Annotated in this window: 17 protein-coding genes; 7 read left to right on the forward strand and 10 right to left on the reverse strand. The window is 65.7% G+C overall.

Annotated features, from left to right (window positions below):
• Window positions 1-784 precede the first annotated feature (784 nt).
• Entirely contained in the window at window positions 785-1459 is a 675-nt protein-coding gene (locus tag QXZ94_RS23560) for a response regulator transcription factor (protein ID WP_315722410.1), read from the reverse strand.
• Between the two features lie 354 nt (window positions 1460-1813).
• Here QXZ94_RS23560 and QXZ94_RS23565 point away from each other — a divergent pair, with 354 nt between their 5' ends.
• The gene (locus QXZ94_RS23565) at window positions 1814-3484 is read left to right on the forward strand and encodes an MFS transporter (RefSeq protein WP_315722411.1); all 1671 of its coding nucleotides are present in this window, start codon (window positions 1814-1816) and stop codon (window positions 3482-3484) included.
• A gap of 105 nt (window positions 3485-3589) precedes the next feature.
• Here QXZ94_RS23565 and QXZ94_RS23570 read toward each other — a convergent pair whose 3' ends face one another.
• Window positions 3590-4057 carry a secondary thiamine-phosphate synthase enzyme YjbQ gene (locus tag QXZ94_RS23570; protein WP_315722412.1) on the reverse strand — a complete coding sequence of 156 codons (468 nt, stop codon included), beginning with the start codon at window positions 4055-4057 and terminating at the stop codon, window positions 3590-3592.
• A gap of 24 nt (window positions 4058-4081) precedes the next feature.
• Complete coding sequence (locus QXZ94_RS23575) at window positions 4082-4663, reverse strand: hypothetical protein (protein ID WP_315722413.1); 582 nt, start codon at window positions 4661-4663, stop codon at window positions 4082-4084.
• Window positions 4664-5163: 500 nt separating this feature from the next.
• Between QXZ94_RS23575 and QXZ94_RS23580 the strand changes: the two genes are divergently transcribed.
• From QXZ94_RS23580 to QXZ94_RS23600, 5 genes are all read left to right on the forward strand, one after another.
• A complete protein-coding gene (locus QXZ94_RS23580; protein ID WP_315726467.1) occupies window positions 5164-5541 on the forward strand; it encodes an AtpZ/AtpI family protein in 378 nt (125 codons plus the stop codon).
• Between the two features lie 88 nt (window positions 5542-5629).
• The gene (locus tag QXZ94_RS23585; RefSeq protein WP_315722414.1) at window positions 5630-6373 is read left to right on the forward strand and encodes a F0F1 ATP synthase subunit A; all 744 of its coding nucleotides are present in this window, start codon (window positions 5630-5632) and stop codon (window positions 6371-6373) included.
• A gap of 38 nt (window positions 6374-6411) precedes the next feature.
• Window positions 6412-6639, forward strand: a complete 228-nt coding sequence (locus QXZ94_RS23590) for a F0F1 ATP synthase subunit C (RefSeq protein ID WP_006615622.1) — start codon at window positions 6412-6414, stop codon at window positions 6637-6639.
• A 28-nt stretch (window positions 6640-6667) separates the two neighbouring features.
• Window positions 6668-7228: a F0F1 ATP synthase subunit B' gene (locus QXZ94_RS23595; protein WP_315722415.1), complete on the forward strand. Its 561-nt coding sequence runs from the start codon at window positions 6668-6670 to the stop codon at window positions 7226-7228.
• Window positions 7228-7719 carry an ATP F0F1 synthase subunit B gene (locus QXZ94_RS23600; protein WP_315722416.1) on the forward strand — a complete coding sequence of 164 codons (492 nt, stop codon included), beginning with the start codon at window positions 7228-7230 and terminating at the stop codon, window positions 7717-7719. The genes QXZ94_RS23595 and QXZ94_RS23600 overlap by 1 nt, the downstream gene beginning before the upstream one ends.
• 144 nt (window positions 7720-7863) lie before the next feature.
• Here the strand turns inward: QXZ94_RS23600 and QXZ94_RS23605 are convergent, their stop codons facing one another.
• From QXZ94_RS23605 to QXZ94_RS23625, 5 genes are all read right to left on the reverse strand, one after another.
• Window positions 7864-8475 carry a hypothetical protein gene (locus QXZ94_RS23605; RefSeq protein ID WP_315726469.1) on the reverse strand — a complete coding sequence of 204 codons (612 nt, stop codon included), beginning with the start codon at window positions 8473-8475 and terminating at the stop codon, window positions 7864-7866.
• A gap of 195 nt (window positions 8476-8670) precedes the next feature.
• Complete coding sequence (locus QXZ94_RS23610) at window positions 8671-9258, reverse strand: GNAT family protein (protein ID WP_315722417.1); 588 nt, start codon at window positions 9256-9258, stop codon at window positions 8671-8673.
• A 93-nt stretch (window positions 9259-9351) separates the two neighbouring features.
• Complete coding sequence (locus QXZ94_RS23615) at window positions 9352-10641, reverse strand: pitrilysin family protein (protein ID WP_315726471.1); 1290 nt, start codon at window positions 10639-10641, stop codon at window positions 9352-9354.
• Window positions 10641-12056, reverse strand: a complete 1416-nt coding sequence (gene thrC / locus QXZ94_RS23620) for a threonine synthase (RefSeq protein WP_315722418.1) — start codon at window positions 12054-12056, stop codon at window positions 10641-10643. The genes QXZ94_RS23615 and thrC overlap by 1 nt, the downstream gene beginning before the upstream one ends.
• A gap of 1205 nt (window positions 12057-13261) precedes the next feature.
• Window positions 13262-13543 carry a hypothetical protein gene (locus tag QXZ94_RS23625; RefSeq protein WP_315722419.1) on the reverse strand — a complete coding sequence of 94 codons (282 nt, stop codon included), beginning with the start codon at window positions 13541-13543 and terminating at the stop codon, window positions 13262-13264.
• 236 nt (window positions 13544-13779) lie between these two features.
• On the opposite strand from QXZ94_RS23625, the gene QXZ94_RS23630 reads away from it, so the two are divergent.
• On the forward strand, window positions 13780-14616 hold the full coding sequence (locus QXZ94_RS23630) for a PhzF family phenazine biosynthesis isomerase (protein WP_315722420.1): 837 nt from the start codon (window positions 13780-13782) through the stop codon (window positions 14614-14616).
• A gap of 25 nt (window positions 14617-14641) precedes the next feature.
• On the opposite strand, the gene QXZ94_RS23635 is transcribed toward QXZ94_RS23630, so the two are convergent.
• Window positions 14642-15103 carry a carboxymuconolactone decarboxylase family protein gene (locus QXZ94_RS23635; RefSeq protein WP_315726474.1) on the reverse strand — a complete coding sequence of 154 codons (462 nt, stop codon included), beginning with the start codon at window positions 15101-15103 and terminating at the stop codon, window positions 14642-14644.
• Entirely contained in the window at window positions 15000-15467 is a 468-nt protein-coding gene (locus QXZ94_RS23640; RefSeq protein WP_315722421.1) for a MerR family transcriptional regulator, read from the reverse strand. The genes QXZ94_RS23635 and QXZ94_RS23640 overlap by 104 nt, the downstream gene beginning before the upstream one ends.
• Between the last annotated feature and the right edge of the window lie 69 nt (window positions 15468-15536).

The following is a 15536-nucleotide window of genomic DNA, read 5'->3' on the forward strand; positions in this document are numbered from 1 at the left end:
CTTCTCAAAGAGGCATTCAGATCCGTGAATTCACGACGCGCGTCGAATAGTATTTCTTTTTCTCAGAAATCATGCTATCCCCTGAGTCGTCCCGTGCCCGCCATGAGGGGCGTTTCGCGATCGTCACGAACGTGGGGCGCGGGATGCGGTGGGCGCGTCGGGTCGCAGCGGGCTTATGTCTCGCGGACGAACGATCCGATGCGCACGGTCAAGCCGTGTGGTCCTGGCATCCCGGTGCTGATGCCAAGTCCGTAGCGACGATGTTGCGGATGACGGGGGCAAGAACGCCGGTCCCCGGGGAGAGCGCGGAGCAGCCGTAAAACCATCGCGCAGGGAAGGCCGGGTGTGTTCGGCCAGACCTGTGGTGACTGCCGCCTGCTTTTTTGCTGCAGGCGGGCCACGGGCGCGGCCAGCGCCCGGCCTTCCCTGCGCCCTCTGTCTTGAAAAGGGCGAATGATGAGCAAAGCTCGGACGCGTCATGCGCCGCGAGGCTGAGAAGGTGTGTCGCGATGGATCCAACAGAAGACCTTGGCTTCCTGCTCAACTCGATCCTTGGCTCCCGAGCCGACGATGCCACTCCTCACCCTGAGGAGCGCGCCCGAGGCGCGCGTCTCGAAGGGCGAGGCCTCGGTCGGGCCTCATGGTTCGAGACGCGCCGCGCCAGAGACAATCTAGCCATACGTCAAGCTGCGTGCGGCGCGGCGCTCCTCACCATGAGGATTTAGCGCGGAAAGCGGCGCTGCAGATGGTCATGCCCAACGTGCTTATTGAGACGATCAGCCCGTCATTTCCCCGTCGGAATATCCTGGCGCCACGCCGAGCCCGCGATCTTCGCCGCCGCGATCACGGCCTGTGTCCGGCTCTCCACCCCGAGCTTCTGCAGGATGGCCGAGACGTGCGCCTTGATGGTCGCCTCGGAGACGCCGAGCTCGTAGGCGATCTGCTTGTTGAGCAGCCCCTGCGACAGCATCATCAGCACCCGGACCTGCTGCGGCGTCAGCGTGACCAGCCGGTCGCGCAGCTTCGTCATCTCCGGATCGGCGCCGGCCGCCAGATCCGTGTCCGCCGGAACCCAGACCTCACCGTCCATCACCTTCATGATGGCGTCGCGCAACACGTCCACGCCGAACCGCTTCGGGATGAAGCCGGAGGCGCCGAAATCGAGCGAGCGGCGGATCGTCGCGCCGTCGTCGCTGGCAGACACGATCACCACCGGGATCGCCGGATATTGCGCGCGCAGATAGATCAGGCCGGAGAAGCCGGAGATGCCGGGCATGGTGAGGTCGAGCAGCACCAGATCGACGTCGGAGTCTTTCTCCAGGAGCGCCGTGAGGTCCTCGAACGAGCCGGCCTCGTCGACCACGGCCTCGTTGAGCACGCTCGCGACCGCCTGCCGCAGCGCGTTCCGAAACAGCGGATGATCATCGGCAATGACGAGATGGGTGTTGGCAGCCGCCATACGTTCTGACTTGACCTTGCGACACCGGCCGCGCGCTCGTTTCGCACGCAGCCTGCTTTTGCGGAAATACTCGCCCGGCGACTGGTTGCATGCAAGCATGCAATTCCACTTGCGGGGAAGGCGGTTAATCCACGCCTTGTGCAACGCAACATCAATAGCCCTGCGCCCGCTGACCGAACTTGATCCGCCGCAAGGTCCGCAACTGTCCTGTGTGCGGCAGCCGGTCAGGGCCGAAAGTCGTATTGGGCCGAGTTTCACTGCAATGTTACTTAGGCGCCAAGGTCTCCGCGATCTGCGCCGTCCAAGTCCGGCATGCGGAGGCGAAACCATCACAGCAACAATCTTGGGGAGCGAATGCCGATGTCGACAATGGTAGCCACGCAAGCGAGATCGGGAGGCATGACGAAGGACGAACGCTTCGTCATTCTGGCCTCTTCTCTCGGCACTGTCTTCGAGTGGTACGATTTCTATCTCTACGGGTCGCTGGCCTCGATCATCGGCGCCCAGTTCTTCTCGGCCTATCCGCCCGCCACCCGCGACATTTTCGCACTGCTCGCCTTCGCCGCCGGCTTCCTGGTCCGCCCGTTCGGCGCGATCGTGTTCGGCCGCATCGGCGACATCGTCGGCCGCAAATACACCTTCCTGGTCACGATCCTGATCATGGGTCTGTCGACCTTCATCGTCGGCATCCTGCCGAACGCCGAGACGATCGGCTTCGCCGCGCCGGTGATCCTGATCGGCCTGCGCCTCCTGCAGGGCCTCGCGCTCGGCGGTGAGTATGGCGGCGCTGCGACCTATGTCGCCGAACATGCTCCGATGGGCAAGCGCGGCTACTACACATCGTTCATTCAGACCACGGCCACGATGGGCCTGTTCCTGTCGCTGCTGGTGATCCTGTTCACCCGCACCATCATCGGTGAGGCCGACTTCGCCAAATGGGGCTGGCGCATCCCGTTCCTGGTGTCCGTGCTGCTGCTCGGAGTCTCCGTCTGGATCCGTCTGCGCCTCAACGAGTCGCCCGTGTTCCAGAAGATGAAGGAAGAGGGCAAGAGCTCGAAGGCACCGCTGACGGAGGCGTTCGCCAACTGGGGCAACGGCAAGATCGTGCTGCTGGCGCTGATCGGCGCCACGATGGGCCAGGGCGTGGTCTGGTACACCGGCCAGTTCTACGCGCTGTTCTTCCTGCAATCGATCCTGAAGGTCGACGGCTACACCGCCAACCTGCTGATCGCCTGGTCGCTGCTGCTCGGCACCGGCTTCTTCATCGTGTTCGGCATCCTCTCCGACAAGATCGGCCGCAAGCCGATCATCATGGGCGGCTGTCTGATCGCGGCGCTCACCTTCTTCCCGATCTTCAAGATGATCACCACCAACGCCAACCCGGCGCTGGAGAAGGCGATCGAGGCGACGAAGGTGGAAGTGGTGGCGGATCCCGCCGGCTGCGGCGACCTGTTCAACCCGGTCGGCACCCGCGTCTTCACCGCGCCCTGCGACACCGCCCGCGCCTTCCTGGCCCAGTCCTCGGTCAAGTACTCGACCGTGCCTGGCCCGGCCGGCTCCGGCGTGAAGGTCACCTTCAACGGCAAGGAAGTGCCCTACACCGACGCCAAGACCAGCAACCCGGCCCTGACGGCCGCGATCGGCGAGGCCGGCTATCCGAAGGCGGGCAACCCTGCGATCGTGAAGATGGCGCATCCGTTCGACATCTTCCGTCCGCAGGTGGCCTCCATCATCGGTCTGCTGCTGATCCTGGTGATCTTCGTGACGATGGTCTACGGCCCGATCGCCGCAATGCTGGTGGAGCTGTTCCCGACCAAGATCCGCTACACCTCGATGTCGCTGCCCTACCATATCGGCAACGGCTGGTTCGGCGGCCTGCTGCCGGCCACCGCCTTCGCAATCGTGGCCTCAACCGGCGATATCTATGCCGGCCTGTGGTACCCGATCACGTTCGCGGTGATCACGGCCGTCGTCGGCTTCCTGTTCCTGCCGGAGACCAAGGACGTCGACATCCAGGAGAAGTAATCAGGATGCGAGCGGCGTCCCCGCTCGCGTCTCTCTCCAACGAACGGCCGCGGATCGCTCCGCGGCCGTTCCGCATTTCAGGCCAAGAGTTTTGTCTTTTTGGAATCAGACCGCGCCAATGAACTGCAGCACCACCTCGCGCCGATGCGGCCGGGCCCGATGCTCGATCAGATAGAGCGCCTGCCAGGTGCCGAGCATCATCCGGCCGTCCCGCACCGGCACCTGCAGCGAGACTGCGCTCAGCATCGTCTTGATGTGCGCCGGCATGTCGTCGGGGCCCTCGGTGTCATGCACCCAGCCGGCATCCTCCGGCGCCAGCCGCGCCAGCGCCGTGGTGAGATCGCGCAGCACGGTCGGATCGGCATTCTCCTGGATCGTCAGCGAGGCCGAGGTGTGGCGGATGAAGGCGGTCACCGCTCCATCTCTTGCGCCGATCTCGCGCAGCAGCGCCTTGACCTCGCGCGTCAGATCGGTGAAGCCGCGGCCGGGGGTGTGCACCGTCAGAACCGACGTCACGACCGTGTCGATCGCGACAACCACGGGCGCCGTGCGCGACATCGCTGGTGCAGACATGCGCGTCGCCTCCTCGCCGCAGCCTCAGATCTTGCCCGACACGTCCTTCTGAACCCGGCCCGCCATGTCGAGCAGCCGCCGCCAGGCCTGCTCGAGGAAGCCCATCATGCGATCCATGTCCTGGTCGCTGGGCAACGGAATTTCGAGCTTGCGCGTGCCCTCGGCGGACTTGGATTCCCCAGGCTTGGATTCTCCAGGCTTGGATTCGCCGGACTTCGGCTCGGCCTTCTTCAACTGGTCGGATTTCGGCAGCGCCTGGTCCTTCGGCAGCGGCTCGTCGATCTTGCCGGTGACGCTGTGATCGCGCGAGGCGAGCTGGACCTTGAGCTTCTCATTCTCGTCCTGCAGGCGCCCGATCTCGGCATCCAGCGCGGCCCGCTCGTCGGGGATCGCATAGCAGGCCCAGCCGGAGCCGGCACTGTTGCTGCAGGTCGAGACCGAACCGGTGCGGGTGTCGAGCCGGATCACGCCGTCAGGCGTCGTCGTCATCGTGTACCGGCCCTTGTCGGCATCGGACGCCGTGTCCTCCGCCAGGACCGGCCCGCCCAGGCAGCCGAAGGCGAGAAGCGCAATGAGGGGCGGCCCGTACGACTGCATGGGATTCATGGCTGGCTCAGCCTCCAAGGCGCCTCGAAGCGCATTCGAAAACCGCCGTCATGCACGCCTCCATTGTGTCGTCCCCATGACGTTCCGTCCGGTGCGATGACCTGCCACAGCGGACACCGGCGCTCTCGACGTAGGAGCGAAGCCGCCGGATTTCAACGCGACGACCGCCCGATCAAAGTCGGACCGTCGCCGAGCCGTCCTCCGCATCCCGGCCGGCGCACCGTGCCGGCCGGAACCGCCGGCACGGGATCCACGCCAGCACGGCGAGGCAACAGATCGCAGCTGCACAGAACACTGTTGATGCGGCGCGGTGACACGCGCGACCGATCTGACGAAAAAGCCGAGAAAACGAGCAGAATCAGGCATCTAACAGTTCAACACGCAATCTTGACTTGGGGGGATGCGGTCAGTATGGTCCGCGCGGCTTTAAAGGGCGATGGGGCGCTATTTCCTGACATTCGCGGCAACGGATCGGGTCTCCACACATGGCGGACAAGCACATGGCGGATGGCGCGAACGAGAGCAGCGGAGGCGGGGATCGCGACAAGTCGCCCGATGAGGTTGCGCTTTCCGCAAGGCTCGGAAGTCTCGACCAACGGTTGTCCGAAATTCGGGGCGGCCGAAAGATCGGGGCTGATCAACCTGGAAACAGCGGCGGTGACACTGCAGCCCGGGCTTCGGCCATGGCGCGTGGCCTGCGACTGTCCTCCGAGTTGATTGCCGGTGTCCTCGTCGGCGCGGTGCTTGGCTGGGGCTTCGACCGCTTGCTGTCGACATCGCCCTTCGGATTTATCGTGTTTTTCCTGCTCGGCTTCGCAGCCGGCGTGTTGAACGTGGTGAGATCTGCAGGCATAGCTCCCGACAGGCCCCGCCAGTGAGATCTGCGCGAGAGACCCAGACTCTGAAGGCCCACGAGTGAATTGCAAAGCGCCGGCGTGGCCGGTGAACAACTGAGACGCCACGCGGATGATCGATCCGATCCATCAATTCCATCTCAACAAGATCTTCACGATCGGCCACATCGGCAATCAGGAGATCGTCTTCACCAATTCGTCCGCGTACATGCTGCTCGCGGTCGTGCTGATCGCCGTCATGATGATGGCCGCCGGGCGCGCGCTCGTCCCGGGCCGGTTCCAGTCGGTGGTCGAGCTGTCCTACGAATTCGTGGCCAACACCATCAGAACCAGCGCCGGCTCGCACGGCATGACGTTCTTTCCCCTGGTGTTCTCGCTGTTCATGTTCATCTTCGTCTCGAACATCGTCGGCATCATCCCCTACACCTTCACCGTCGCCAGCCACATCATCGTCACCTTCGCGCTGGCGCTCCTGGTGTTCCTGACGGTCATCATCTACGGCTTCTACAAGAACGGTCTGAAGTTCTTTAAGCTGTTCGTGCCCTCCGGCATCCCCGCGGTGATCCTGCCGCTGGTGGTCGTGATCGAAATCATCTCCTTCTTCTCCCGCCCGATCTCGCACAGCGTCCGTCTGTTCGCCAACATGCTGGCCGGCCACGTCACGCTGAAGGTGTTCGCGAGCTTCGTGACCATGCTCGGCGCGCTCGGCTTCGTCGGCAAGGTCGGCGCGCTGCTGCCGCTCGGTCTCACGGTCGCCCTGACCGGCCTCGAGCTGATGGTCGCGTTCCTCCAGGCCTACGTCTTCACGATCCTCACCTGCATCTATCTCAACGATGCTATCCATCCGGGCCACTGATCCGGCCCTCTCTACCTAACCTCTCAAAGGAGTTCGTCATGGATCCGGTCGCAGCGAAGTACATTGGCGCGGGCATTGCCTGCATCGGCATGGGTGGCGCGGGTGCCGGCATCGGCATCATCTTCGGCAACTACCTCTCGGCCGCTCTGCGCAATCCGTCGGCCGCCCAGGGCCAGTTCGGTAACCTGATTTTCGGCTTCGCGGTGACCGAAGCGCTCGGCATCTTCTCGCTGCTGATCGCCCTGCTCCTGCTGTACGCCGTCTAAGACGGCCTGAGCCGGACAGGAGAAGCCCGTGGCTGAAAGTCATGGCGAGGCCAAGGGCACCGCAAGCGCCCATACGGAGGCCGATGGCGGGCATGGTTTCCCTCCCTTCCAGAAGGAAACCTTTCCCTCCCAGATCGTCTCTCTGGTGATCGCCTTCGTGGCGCTGTACGTGATCGTCTCGCGTGTGGCGCTGCCGAAGGTCGGGGCCGTCATCGACGCCCGCCAGAAGTCGATCGACGGCGATCTGGCCGAAGCGCAGCGGCTGAAGGACGAGTCCGAAGCCGCGATGAAGGCGTATGAAAGCGAGCTGGCGACGGCCCGCGCCCGCGCTCAGGCGATCGGTGCCGAAACCCGCGAGAAGCTCGCGGCCTCTTCGGATGCCGAGCGCAAGGCGCTGGAAGACAGCCTCGCAGCCAAGCTCGCGGCGGCTGAGACCTCCATCGCCACCACGCGTGCGACCGCAATGAGCAATGTCCGCGGCATCGCCGCTGACGCGGCCAGCGCGATCGTGCAGCAACTGACCGGAAAGGCCCCGGCGGCCAAGACGGTCGAGGCTGCGGTCGATGCATCGTTGAAGGGAACAGCCTGATGCATTTGCTAGCTGATCCGGAAACCTGGGTTGCGATTGCCTTCGTGATCCTGATGGGCCTGTTCGCCTATCTCGGTGTCCATCGCATGGTCCTGAAGGCGCTCGACAATCGCTCGGAGCGCATCAGGGGCGAGCTGGCGGAGGCCAAGCGGCTCAAGGAAGAGGCGGCCAAGGTGCTCGCCGACTACAAGACCCGCCGCGCCAGCGCCGAACGTGAGGCCGAGGAGATCGTCACCAGCGCCAAGGCGGAAGCCGAGCGCATCGCGGCGGACGCCAAGGCCAAGATGGAAGACTTCGTCGCCCGTCGCACCAAGGCCGCCGAGAGCAAGATCGCCCTCGCCGAAGCCCAGGCCCTCGCAGATGTGCGGGCCGCCGCGGCGGAAGCCGCCGTCCAGGCCGCCGCGACCGTGCTGTCAAAGTCGGTCAAGGGCGCTCTGGGCGAGGATCTCGTCGCCAAGGGCATCGAGGAAGTCGGCCGCAAGCTGAACTGAGCGGCGGCCCGCCACTCGTCCGACGTCTTCAAGAGGCCGGAGCGATCCAATCGCCCCGGCCTTTTGCTTTGCAGAGCTCTCCGCGGCGATTGGGCGGCGCAGGCCGTCATCCAAGGATCTTGCTCACCTACCCAAGCCGCTATCTCACCTCCGCTTCTTGCCCCGCTCGGGTGTCAGGGCCTGCGGATCGAAGCCGATGTAGAACACGTAATTGTCGGCGTTGGCGCCCGGCGGCGGCACCGGATAGACCACGTCCTCGGCGACGATCGTAAACGGCACGCTGCCATCCCCCGTCATCTGCACCGTGGTCCGATAGGCCTTGGTGGCGATCACCTTCTCGCCGATGCCGCCCTGCACCACCGCGATGCGCATCGGGATGTCGACGGTCGCCGGCGCGCCTGCGGGCCCCGCGACGACGCGTCCCTGGATGCCGATCTTGCCGATGATCTCGGCGCCGTTGAGATTGCACTCGCGCGCCGTCTTGGTGATCGACGCCTGGAACCGGACGTCATTGCCGACCGCCTGCTTTCCGGGCGCGGCTACCGCATAGGTCGAAGCGCCCGAGCGGATGCTGACGGGCGGGCAGGTCAGGCCGTCGGTCGGATCGACCGGCGGGCCGCCACTGGCGGGCAAGTTCTGCTGTCCTTTGTCGTCGGAGCTGCCACCGAACAGGCTCTTGAAGCGGTCGGTCAGGGATTGGGCACCAGCCGGCGCCGCCGCCGATGCGGCTCCCAAGGCCAGCAGCACGGCTGTCAACGTCCCAACCCGAATCATACGCGTCTGTCGCATCTCGAAGTCCCCGGCATCTCGCCGCCTGGCCGCACCAAGCTCCACCCCCGCAAGGACGGCAAAACCGGGACGACGGCGACTGTACAAAGGCGTCTATACCCATTTCAGAGGCCGGAACCAGCCCCGAACGGCCTCGCTCGTCGGCCTGCCCGATCACAAATGCTAACCCCGGAAATCCTCATGCAGCAGGCCGTAGAGATAGTGGTCCTGCCAGACGCCGTTGATGCAGAGGTAGCGGCGCGCGAGCCCCTCGCGGGTGAAGCCGCACTTTTCCAGGACACGAATCGACGGCGTATTGGTCGGAATGCAGGCCGCCTCGACGCGGTGCAGATTGAGCTCGCCGAACAGCGTCGGCAGCAATAGCCTGAGCGCGGCCGTCATGTAGCCGCGATGGGCGTGCGGCTGCCCCATCCAATAGCCGATCGTGCCGGCCTGAACGATGCCGCGGCGGACATTGGCCAGCGTGATGCCGCCGAGCATGGCGCCATCCTGCTCGCGGAAGACGATGAACGGATAGGACCGGTCGGCCGAGATGTCCTCGGCGTAACGGCGCAGCCTGCGCCGGAAGCCGGAGCGCGTCAGGTCGTCGGACGGCCAGATCGGCTCCCATGGGGTGAGATAGTCGCGGCTGACGTCGCGCAACTGCGCCCATTGCGCATAGTCCGCCATCTGCGGCGCGCGCAAATACAGGCCCAGCCCACGCGGGGCGAGCGCGGCCTGTCCGCTGGACGGCAAGCGAAACAGGGCCATCGGTGATGCTCCCCCCTGCTCTTCAGTCCGCTGGCTTGCGGCCGGCGCACCTGACGGCGAACCAGGCAATGCCCCGGGCTTCCGGACTCGTGCTCAATGCAGCTGAGCCTTCGACTTCGGCCCGGTCAGACCTTCGGCGAAAGTCACCGCCGTGTCCAGACCCCTGCCGCTGCCGAGCGCGACCACCGCGGGCTTGCTGCGCGCGAGCAGCGCACGCGCCGCATCGCGGGTGCTCTCGACGCTGACGGCCTCGATCTTGGCGACCATCTCCTGCAGGGTCTGCGGCCGGCCGTAAGCCAGAATGTGACGCGCCAATTGCTCGGCGCGGGCGCTGCAGCTCTCCAGCGCCATCAACAGCCCCGCCTTCATCTGCGCCTTGGCGCGGGCGACCTCGGCCTCGCTCAGGGTCTCCACCGCGTTGCCGATGATGTCGACCACCACTTCCATCATCTCGGGCGCGTCGGCCGGATCGGTGCCGGTGTAGAGACCGAAGAAGCCGGTGTCGCTATAGGGCGCGTGGAACGTGTAGACGGAGTAGCAGAGCCCGCGATTCTCGCGCACCTCCTGGAACAGCCGGGACGACATGCCGCCGCCGAGGATGTTGGTGAACACCTGCAGCGAGAACAGCGACGGGTCGGCTTGCGGCACGCCCTCGAGCGCAAGCGTCAGATGCGCCTGCTCGAGGTCGCGATGAACCACCCGCGAGCCGCCCTTGCCAAACGCGGCCGGCAGCGGCTTCGGCCCCTCGCCGCCGTTGAAGCTGGCGAAGCGCTTCGTCACGTCCTCGACCACGCGCTGATGGTCGACGGCGCCGGCGGCCGCGACCACCATGTCGGGCCCGCGATAATGGGTCGACAGATAGCCGTGCAGCTTGTCGCGGTCGAACGCCTCCAGCGTCTTGGCCGTGCCGAGCAAGGAGCGGCCCATCGGCTGGTCGGGAAAGCACAGCTCGTTGAGATGCTCGAACACGACGTCGTCGGGCGTGTCCTGCGCCGCGCCGATCTCCTGGACGATGACGTTCTTCTCGCGCTCCAGCTCCTCCGGCACGAAGGAGGGATTGGCGAGGATGTCGGAGAGCACGTCGAGCGCCAGCGGCACGTCGGCCTTCAGCACACGGGCGTAGTAGGCGGTGGTCTCGGTCGAGGTGCCAGCATTGAGATCGCCGCCGACCGCCTCGATCGACTCGACGATCTCGCGCGCGCTGCGCGTCGTCGTGCCCTTGAACGCCATGTGCTCGAGGAGATGCGAGATGCCGTGCTCGTCCGGCTTCTCGTCGCGGCCGCCGACCCCGGCCCAGACGCCGAGCGCCGCCGTCTCCAGATGCGGCATCGTGTCGGTAACCACCGTCAGTCCGGTCGGCAGCTTGGTGACTTCCACACCCATCATGCAATTCCCTGCTTGGCGGCCCGGCTGACCGAGCGGATGAACTTTTCCACCTCGGCCTGATCGTTCCGCATGACCCTCGCATCCTCGCGCTTGCTCATCAGCCCTTCGAGCCAGACCGGCAGATGCGGTCGCTGTCCGCAGGCCGCCTCGACCGCGTCGGGGAATTTGGCGGGATGTGCGGTCGACAGCACGATGTTCGGCACGGAGGTATCGGTGCCGTCGCGGTCGGCCACGGCCAGCGCGACCGCGGTGTGCGGATCGACGAGATCGCCGGCCTCGCGGAATGCGGCGCGAATCGCCGCCGCGGTCTCGGTCTCGTCGGCGCGGCCCGCGTCGAAATCGGCGCGGATCGCCGCCAGCATCGCATCCGGCAGCACGAAGCGGCCGGACTGCTTCAGGCTTTCCATCAGCCGCCGCACCACGGCCGCGTCGCGACCGCCGGCCTCGAACAACAGTCGCTCGAAATTCGACGACACCTGGATGTCCATCGACGGCGACACCGTCGCATGCACCTCGCGCACCTCGTAGATGCCGGTCGCCAGCGTGCGGGCGAGGATGTCGTTGACGTTGGTGGCGACGCGCAGCGTCCGCACCGGCAGGCCCATGCGCTTGGCGACGTAACCGGCGAACACGTCGCCGAAATTGCCGGTGGGCACGGTGAAGTCGACGGCGCGGTGCGGCGCGCCGACGGCGACCGCCGCGGTGAAGTAGTAGACGACCTGGGCGACGACGCGCGCCCAGTTGATCGAATTGACGCCGGACAGCGCCACGGAGTCACGGAAGCCGTGATTGTTGAACAGGCCCTTCACCAGCGCCTGGCAATCGTCGAAATGGCCTTCGATCGCCAGCGCATGGACGTTCGAGGCGCCCGATGTCGTCATCATCCGCCGCTGCACCTCGGAGATGCGGCCATGCGGGAACAGCACGATGAGGTCGGCATTGTCGCGGCCGGCAAAGGCGTCCACGGCCGCGCCGCCGGTATCGCCCGAGGTCGCGACCACGATCGTGGTGCGCTCGCCGCGCTTGGCGAGCACATGATCCATCAGCCGCGAGATCAGCTGCATGGCCACGTCCTTGAACGCCAAGGTCGGGCCGTGGAACAGCTCCAGCACGAACTGATGCGGCGCGCTCTGGTCGAGCGGCACCACCGCGGGATGGCGGAAGGTGGCGTAGGCCTCGTTCGCCATCCGGCCGAGCTCGGCATCGGAGATTTCGCCGGCCACGAACGGCTTGATGACCTCGACCGCGACCTCCCAATACGGCCGTCCGAAGAACGAGGCGATGGTCTCGGGCGAGAGCTGCGGCCAGGTTTCGGGCACGTACAGGCCGCCGTCGCGGGCGAGCCCGGTCAGCATCACATCGCAGAAGGTGAGCGCGGGGGCTTCCCCGCGGGTCGAAACATAGCGCGTCAAACCGCTCTCCTGACCTGCGTCACCAGGCCATAACCCGTTGATTGAATTCGAAATCGGAACCGCCCGGCGGCAACATGGTCCGGCACCATAATGGTTTTGGGCGGGGTGCGAAACCGGTTGTTGGGCCGGAGAATGGTCATGGCTGCGGGTTACGGCGGGGTTACGGGGCGCGCAAGAGCCGAGGTCGCGCACACCCATCTCCTCCAGCTTCGACGGTCGGTCTCGCCTCCCCGAAGCTGTCATCGCCCGGCTCGACCGGGCGACCGCCGCGGCGGCTGTGATCGACCGCGCCGCCGCGGCGTACTGGATCCCGGCCGTCGCGGGGATGACGGCGGTGGTGGTGGTCACCGGCCGGGCAGCTCGAACGAACGAACCTTGAAACATGGCGCATCTCTCCCCATCGTCATTCCGGGGCGCGCGGAGCGCGAGCCCGGAATCCATAGCCACGACCAGGAGTATGGATTCCGGGCTCGTGCCGCTGCGCGGCCCGCCCCGGAATGACGGCGGAGCGTGGAGGAGCTTCCTCGCGACGCCATAGGCGCCCGAGCTTTGCGGAAGTTCCTCCCTCCATGAAGCAGAGGGCGCAGGGAAGACCGGATGCCGGCTGGCACCCGCGGCCCCCGTGCGAACAAGAATGCACGGGGCAGGAACCACAGGTTCAGCCAGAGCGACCCGGCCTTCCCTGCGCGATGGGTTACGGCTTATACGCGATCTCCTCGGTGCACCGGGCTTGTTGGCCACCGTAGCGCATGATGCTTGCGCATCAGCGCGTGATACCAGCGTCGGGGTATCAGGACCACGCGACTTCGCCGTCCGTGCCGGCCGCACTCGTCAGTTGCAGCCTGCCCGTCCATCGCATCCCACCTCACGTCCGTGACGACGCGTACGCCCCTCGCAACGAGGCGGGATGGAGGGATACAATCATGATTTCTGAAAAAAAGCAATCAAAGACTTGCCGTCAGTCGATGCTGCAGGCAGCAGCGCGTTGAGCATGCTCACGTATTGAATTTTTCGGCGCAACCGAGTTCTTGCTCTCCGACTCGCTCACGGGCCACCGCGGACCGCCCGTCGGGCGACTCGGCCCAATATCGCAATCGCCATGATGAGACTCAGGTGTAATCGCATGAGCGCAGCGACATTGGGGGCCATGCTCGGCGGTCGAGACGAACCCACATATCGCTGCGCTCATCCGGGCTACGCGCTGATCAATCATCCGCATCCTGGTCCAGATAGAAAGTGTAACCGCGCGGCGGATTGAAGCGCCGATGGAACCAGCCGACCTGCTCTAATTTCGCGACCGTCACCATTCCGGCTCGACCGGGCTTACGCCAGCGATCGTCGGCAAGAACACGACTCACAGCACGATCTACGGCGACATCGGCAGTCGGCGCATCCAGAATACAGGTGGTGAAGAACCGGCACGAGGTCGGTTCTCCGGCGATGATGGTTACGAAGTCCTGGCCATTGAGCAAGATGCAGAAGCGCATGATGTCACCTGACGGTTGGACATGTCTGTCGGCTAAGCGGGCGATAGCCAACCCATCGTCATCGGGTGTTCGCAGCGACGGCACCGGGCGTGCAGCGGCATATCACACCACATCGTCATCGCAAGGCGACAAGTGACGACGGAAACGTAGCCGCGCGTCAACTAATCCGCTTGCGCCGTCTTCACTCGCGGGCGCTTAACGCCTAGCATTGCAACGAGAGAACAAGCGAGACCGTCATGATCATCCAACGCGTCGCAGCCTTCACCGACGGATCACGCGGCGGCAATCCGGCCGGTGTCGTGATCTGCGAGGCCCTGCCTGAGGCGGCCGCGATGCAGGCGATAGCGGCGGAGATCGGCTATTCCGAGACCGCGTTTGCCGCCCCGCTCGGAGACACATGGCAAGTGCGCTATTTCGCACCAGAGGCTGAGGTCGATTTCTGCGGGCACGCCACCATTGCGCTGGGCGCGGCGCTGGCCCGGCAGCAGGGCTCGGGCCGCTTTGCGTTGCGGCTCAATCATGCCGACATCACCGTCGAAGGGGTGCATTCGGCGACGGAATGGAGCGCGGCGTTCAGCTCGCCGCCGACGCGGACGCGCGCGCTCTCGGCTGCGGCGGTCGAGGAAATCCTGGCGCTGTTCGGCCTGACGCGGGATGATCTCGATCCGCGGATAGCGCCAACGCTCGCTCACGCGGGCATGGACCACCCGGTGATTGCGCTCCGTGAGCGCAACCGCCTCGCTGGCATCGCCTACGATTTCGGCCGCGGCCAGGAACTGGCGCAGCGCGAACGGTTCTGCACCTTTGCCCTCATCCATGTCGAGACGCCGCAACTCATTCACGCCCGCAATCCGTTCCCGTTCGGCGGCGTCTATGAGGATCCGGCGACCGGCGCTGCCGCCGCGGCGCTCGCCGGTTATCTGCGCGAGCTCGGCTGGCCGGCGCAGGGACCGATCCTGATCCGCCAGGGCGAGGACATGGGTGTGCCGTGCTGCCTGCAGGTCGATCTCGACGGGCCGCCGGGCGCGCCGGTGAAGGTGTCCGGCAGCGCGAGGTCGATCGAGGCAGTGTAGCCCGCATGAGCGCGGCGGTCGTCGCTCAGACCGATGCGGCCTCACTCGCCTTCGCATCGGCCTCCGCGAACACCGCCTTGGCTGCGAACAGGCCGTTGAGCGCGGCCGGGAAGCCGGCATAGACCGCCATCTGCATGATCACCTCGGTGATCTCGTCGCGGCTGAGGCCGACATTGAGGCCCGCATGAATGTGGACCTTCAGTTGCGGGCCGGCATTGCCGAGCGCGGTCAGCGCCGCGATGGTCGCGATCTCGCGGCTGCGCAGATCGAGACCCGGGCGCGAATAGATGTCGCCGAACGGAAACTCGATGACGTAGGTCGCGAAGTCAGGCGCGATGTCGGCGAGCGCCGCGATCACGTTGTGGCCGGCCTCGCCGTCGATCCTATCGAGCGCGCGCCGGCCGCGCGCCAGGCGATCCTGATCGTTGTCGGCGCCGGAGGACGTCGTGCTCGCGGTTGCGGATCGGTTCGGGATGGATTGCGTCATGCTCATCAGTCCTCTCGCTGCTGCCGGCATAGCCGGCGATCTTGCCGTCGAGAACGAGAAGGCAATCCTGCAACGTGGCGACCTGCGCCCGGACCGCTTCGCGATGCCGCTCCAGCAGCCGGCGTCGTTCCGGCTCGGTGGCGGCGCCGCCCGCGCGCAGCTCCGCATAACGGAGCATGTCCCGGATCGGCATTCCCGTGGCCTTGAGACGGCCGAGGAATTCGATCCAGGTCAGGATCGATGCGTCGTAGTCCCGCTGGCGGGCATGATCGCGATCGGCCCTGGGCAGCAGTCCGATCCGCTCGTAGTAGCGGATCGTATGGGCCGTCAGCCCCGACTGCCTGGCCAGCTCGCCGATCTTCATGCGCGCTTGATCTCCATTCACGACGCCAGGCAGGCTACGGGTTCGAGCGCGCTCTAAGTCAAGCGGCGT

Source organism: Bradyrhizobium sp. SZCCHNS2022 (genome assembly GCF_032377575.1).
Classification (GTDB): Bacteria; Pseudomonadota; Alphaproteobacteria; order Rhizobiales; family Xanthobacteraceae; genus Bradyrhizobium; species Bradyrhizobium aeschynomenes.

What these genes read in the sequence shown, in the direction of transcription:
- QXZ94_RS23560 (WP_315722410.1), bottom strand. Translation starts at nt 1,459, where the DNA reads ATGGCGGCTGCCAACACCCATCTCGTCATTGCCGATGATCATCCGCTG.
- QXZ94_RS23565 (WP_315722411.1), top strand. Translation starts at nt 1,814, where the DNA reads ATGCCGATGTCGACAATGGTAGCCACGCAAGCGAGATCGGGAGGCATG.
- QXZ94_RS23570 (WP_315722412.1), bottom strand. Translation starts at nt 4,057, where the DNA reads ATGTCTGCACCAGCGATGTCGCGCACGGCGCCCGTGGTTGTCGCGATC.
- QXZ94_RS23575 (WP_315722413.1), bottom strand. Translation starts at nt 4,663, where the DNA reads ATGAATCCCATGCAGTCGTACGGGCCGCCCCTCATTGCGCTTCTCGCC.
- QXZ94_RS23580 (WP_315726467.1), top strand. Translation starts at nt 5,164, where the DNA reads ATGGCGGATGGCGCGAACGAGAGCAGCGGAGGCGGGGATCGCGACAAG.
- QXZ94_RS23585 (WP_315722414.1), top strand. Translation starts at nt 5,630, where the DNA reads ATGATCGATCCGATCCATCAATTCCATCTCAACAAGATCTTCACGATC.
- QXZ94_RS23590 (WP_006615622.1), top strand. Translation starts at nt 6,412, where the DNA reads ATGGATCCGGTCGCAGCGAAGTACATTGGCGCGGGCATTGCCTGCATC.
- QXZ94_RS23600 (WP_315722416.1), top strand. Translation starts at nt 7,228, where the DNA reads ATGCATTTGCTAGCTGATCCGGAAACCTGGGTTGCGATTGCCTTCGTG.
- QXZ94_RS23610 (WP_315722417.1), bottom strand. Translation starts at nt 9,258, where the DNA reads ATGGCCCTGTTTCGCTTGCCGTCCAGCGGACAGGCCGCGCTCGCCCCG.
- QXZ94_RS23615 (WP_315726471.1), bottom strand. Translation starts at nt 10,641, where the DNA reads ATGGGTGTGGAAGTCACCAAGCTGCCGACCGGACTGACGGTGGTTACC.
- QXZ94_RS23625 (WP_315722419.1), bottom strand. Translation starts at nt 13,543, where the DNA reads ATGCGCTTCTGCATCTTGCTCAATGGCCAGGACTTCGTAACCATCATC.
- QXZ94_RS23630 (WP_315722420.1), top strand. Translation starts at nt 13,780, where the DNA reads ATGATCATCCAACGCGTCGCAGCCTTCACCGACGGATCACGCGGCGGC.
- QXZ94_RS23635 (WP_315726474.1), bottom strand. Translation starts at nt 15,103, where the DNA reads ATGACGCAATCCATCCCGAACCGATCCGCAACCGCGAGCACGACGTCC.
- QXZ94_RS23640 (WP_315722421.1), bottom strand. Translation starts at nt 15,467, where the DNA reads ATGAAGATCGGCGAGCTGGCCAGGCAGTCGGGGCTGACGGCCCATACG.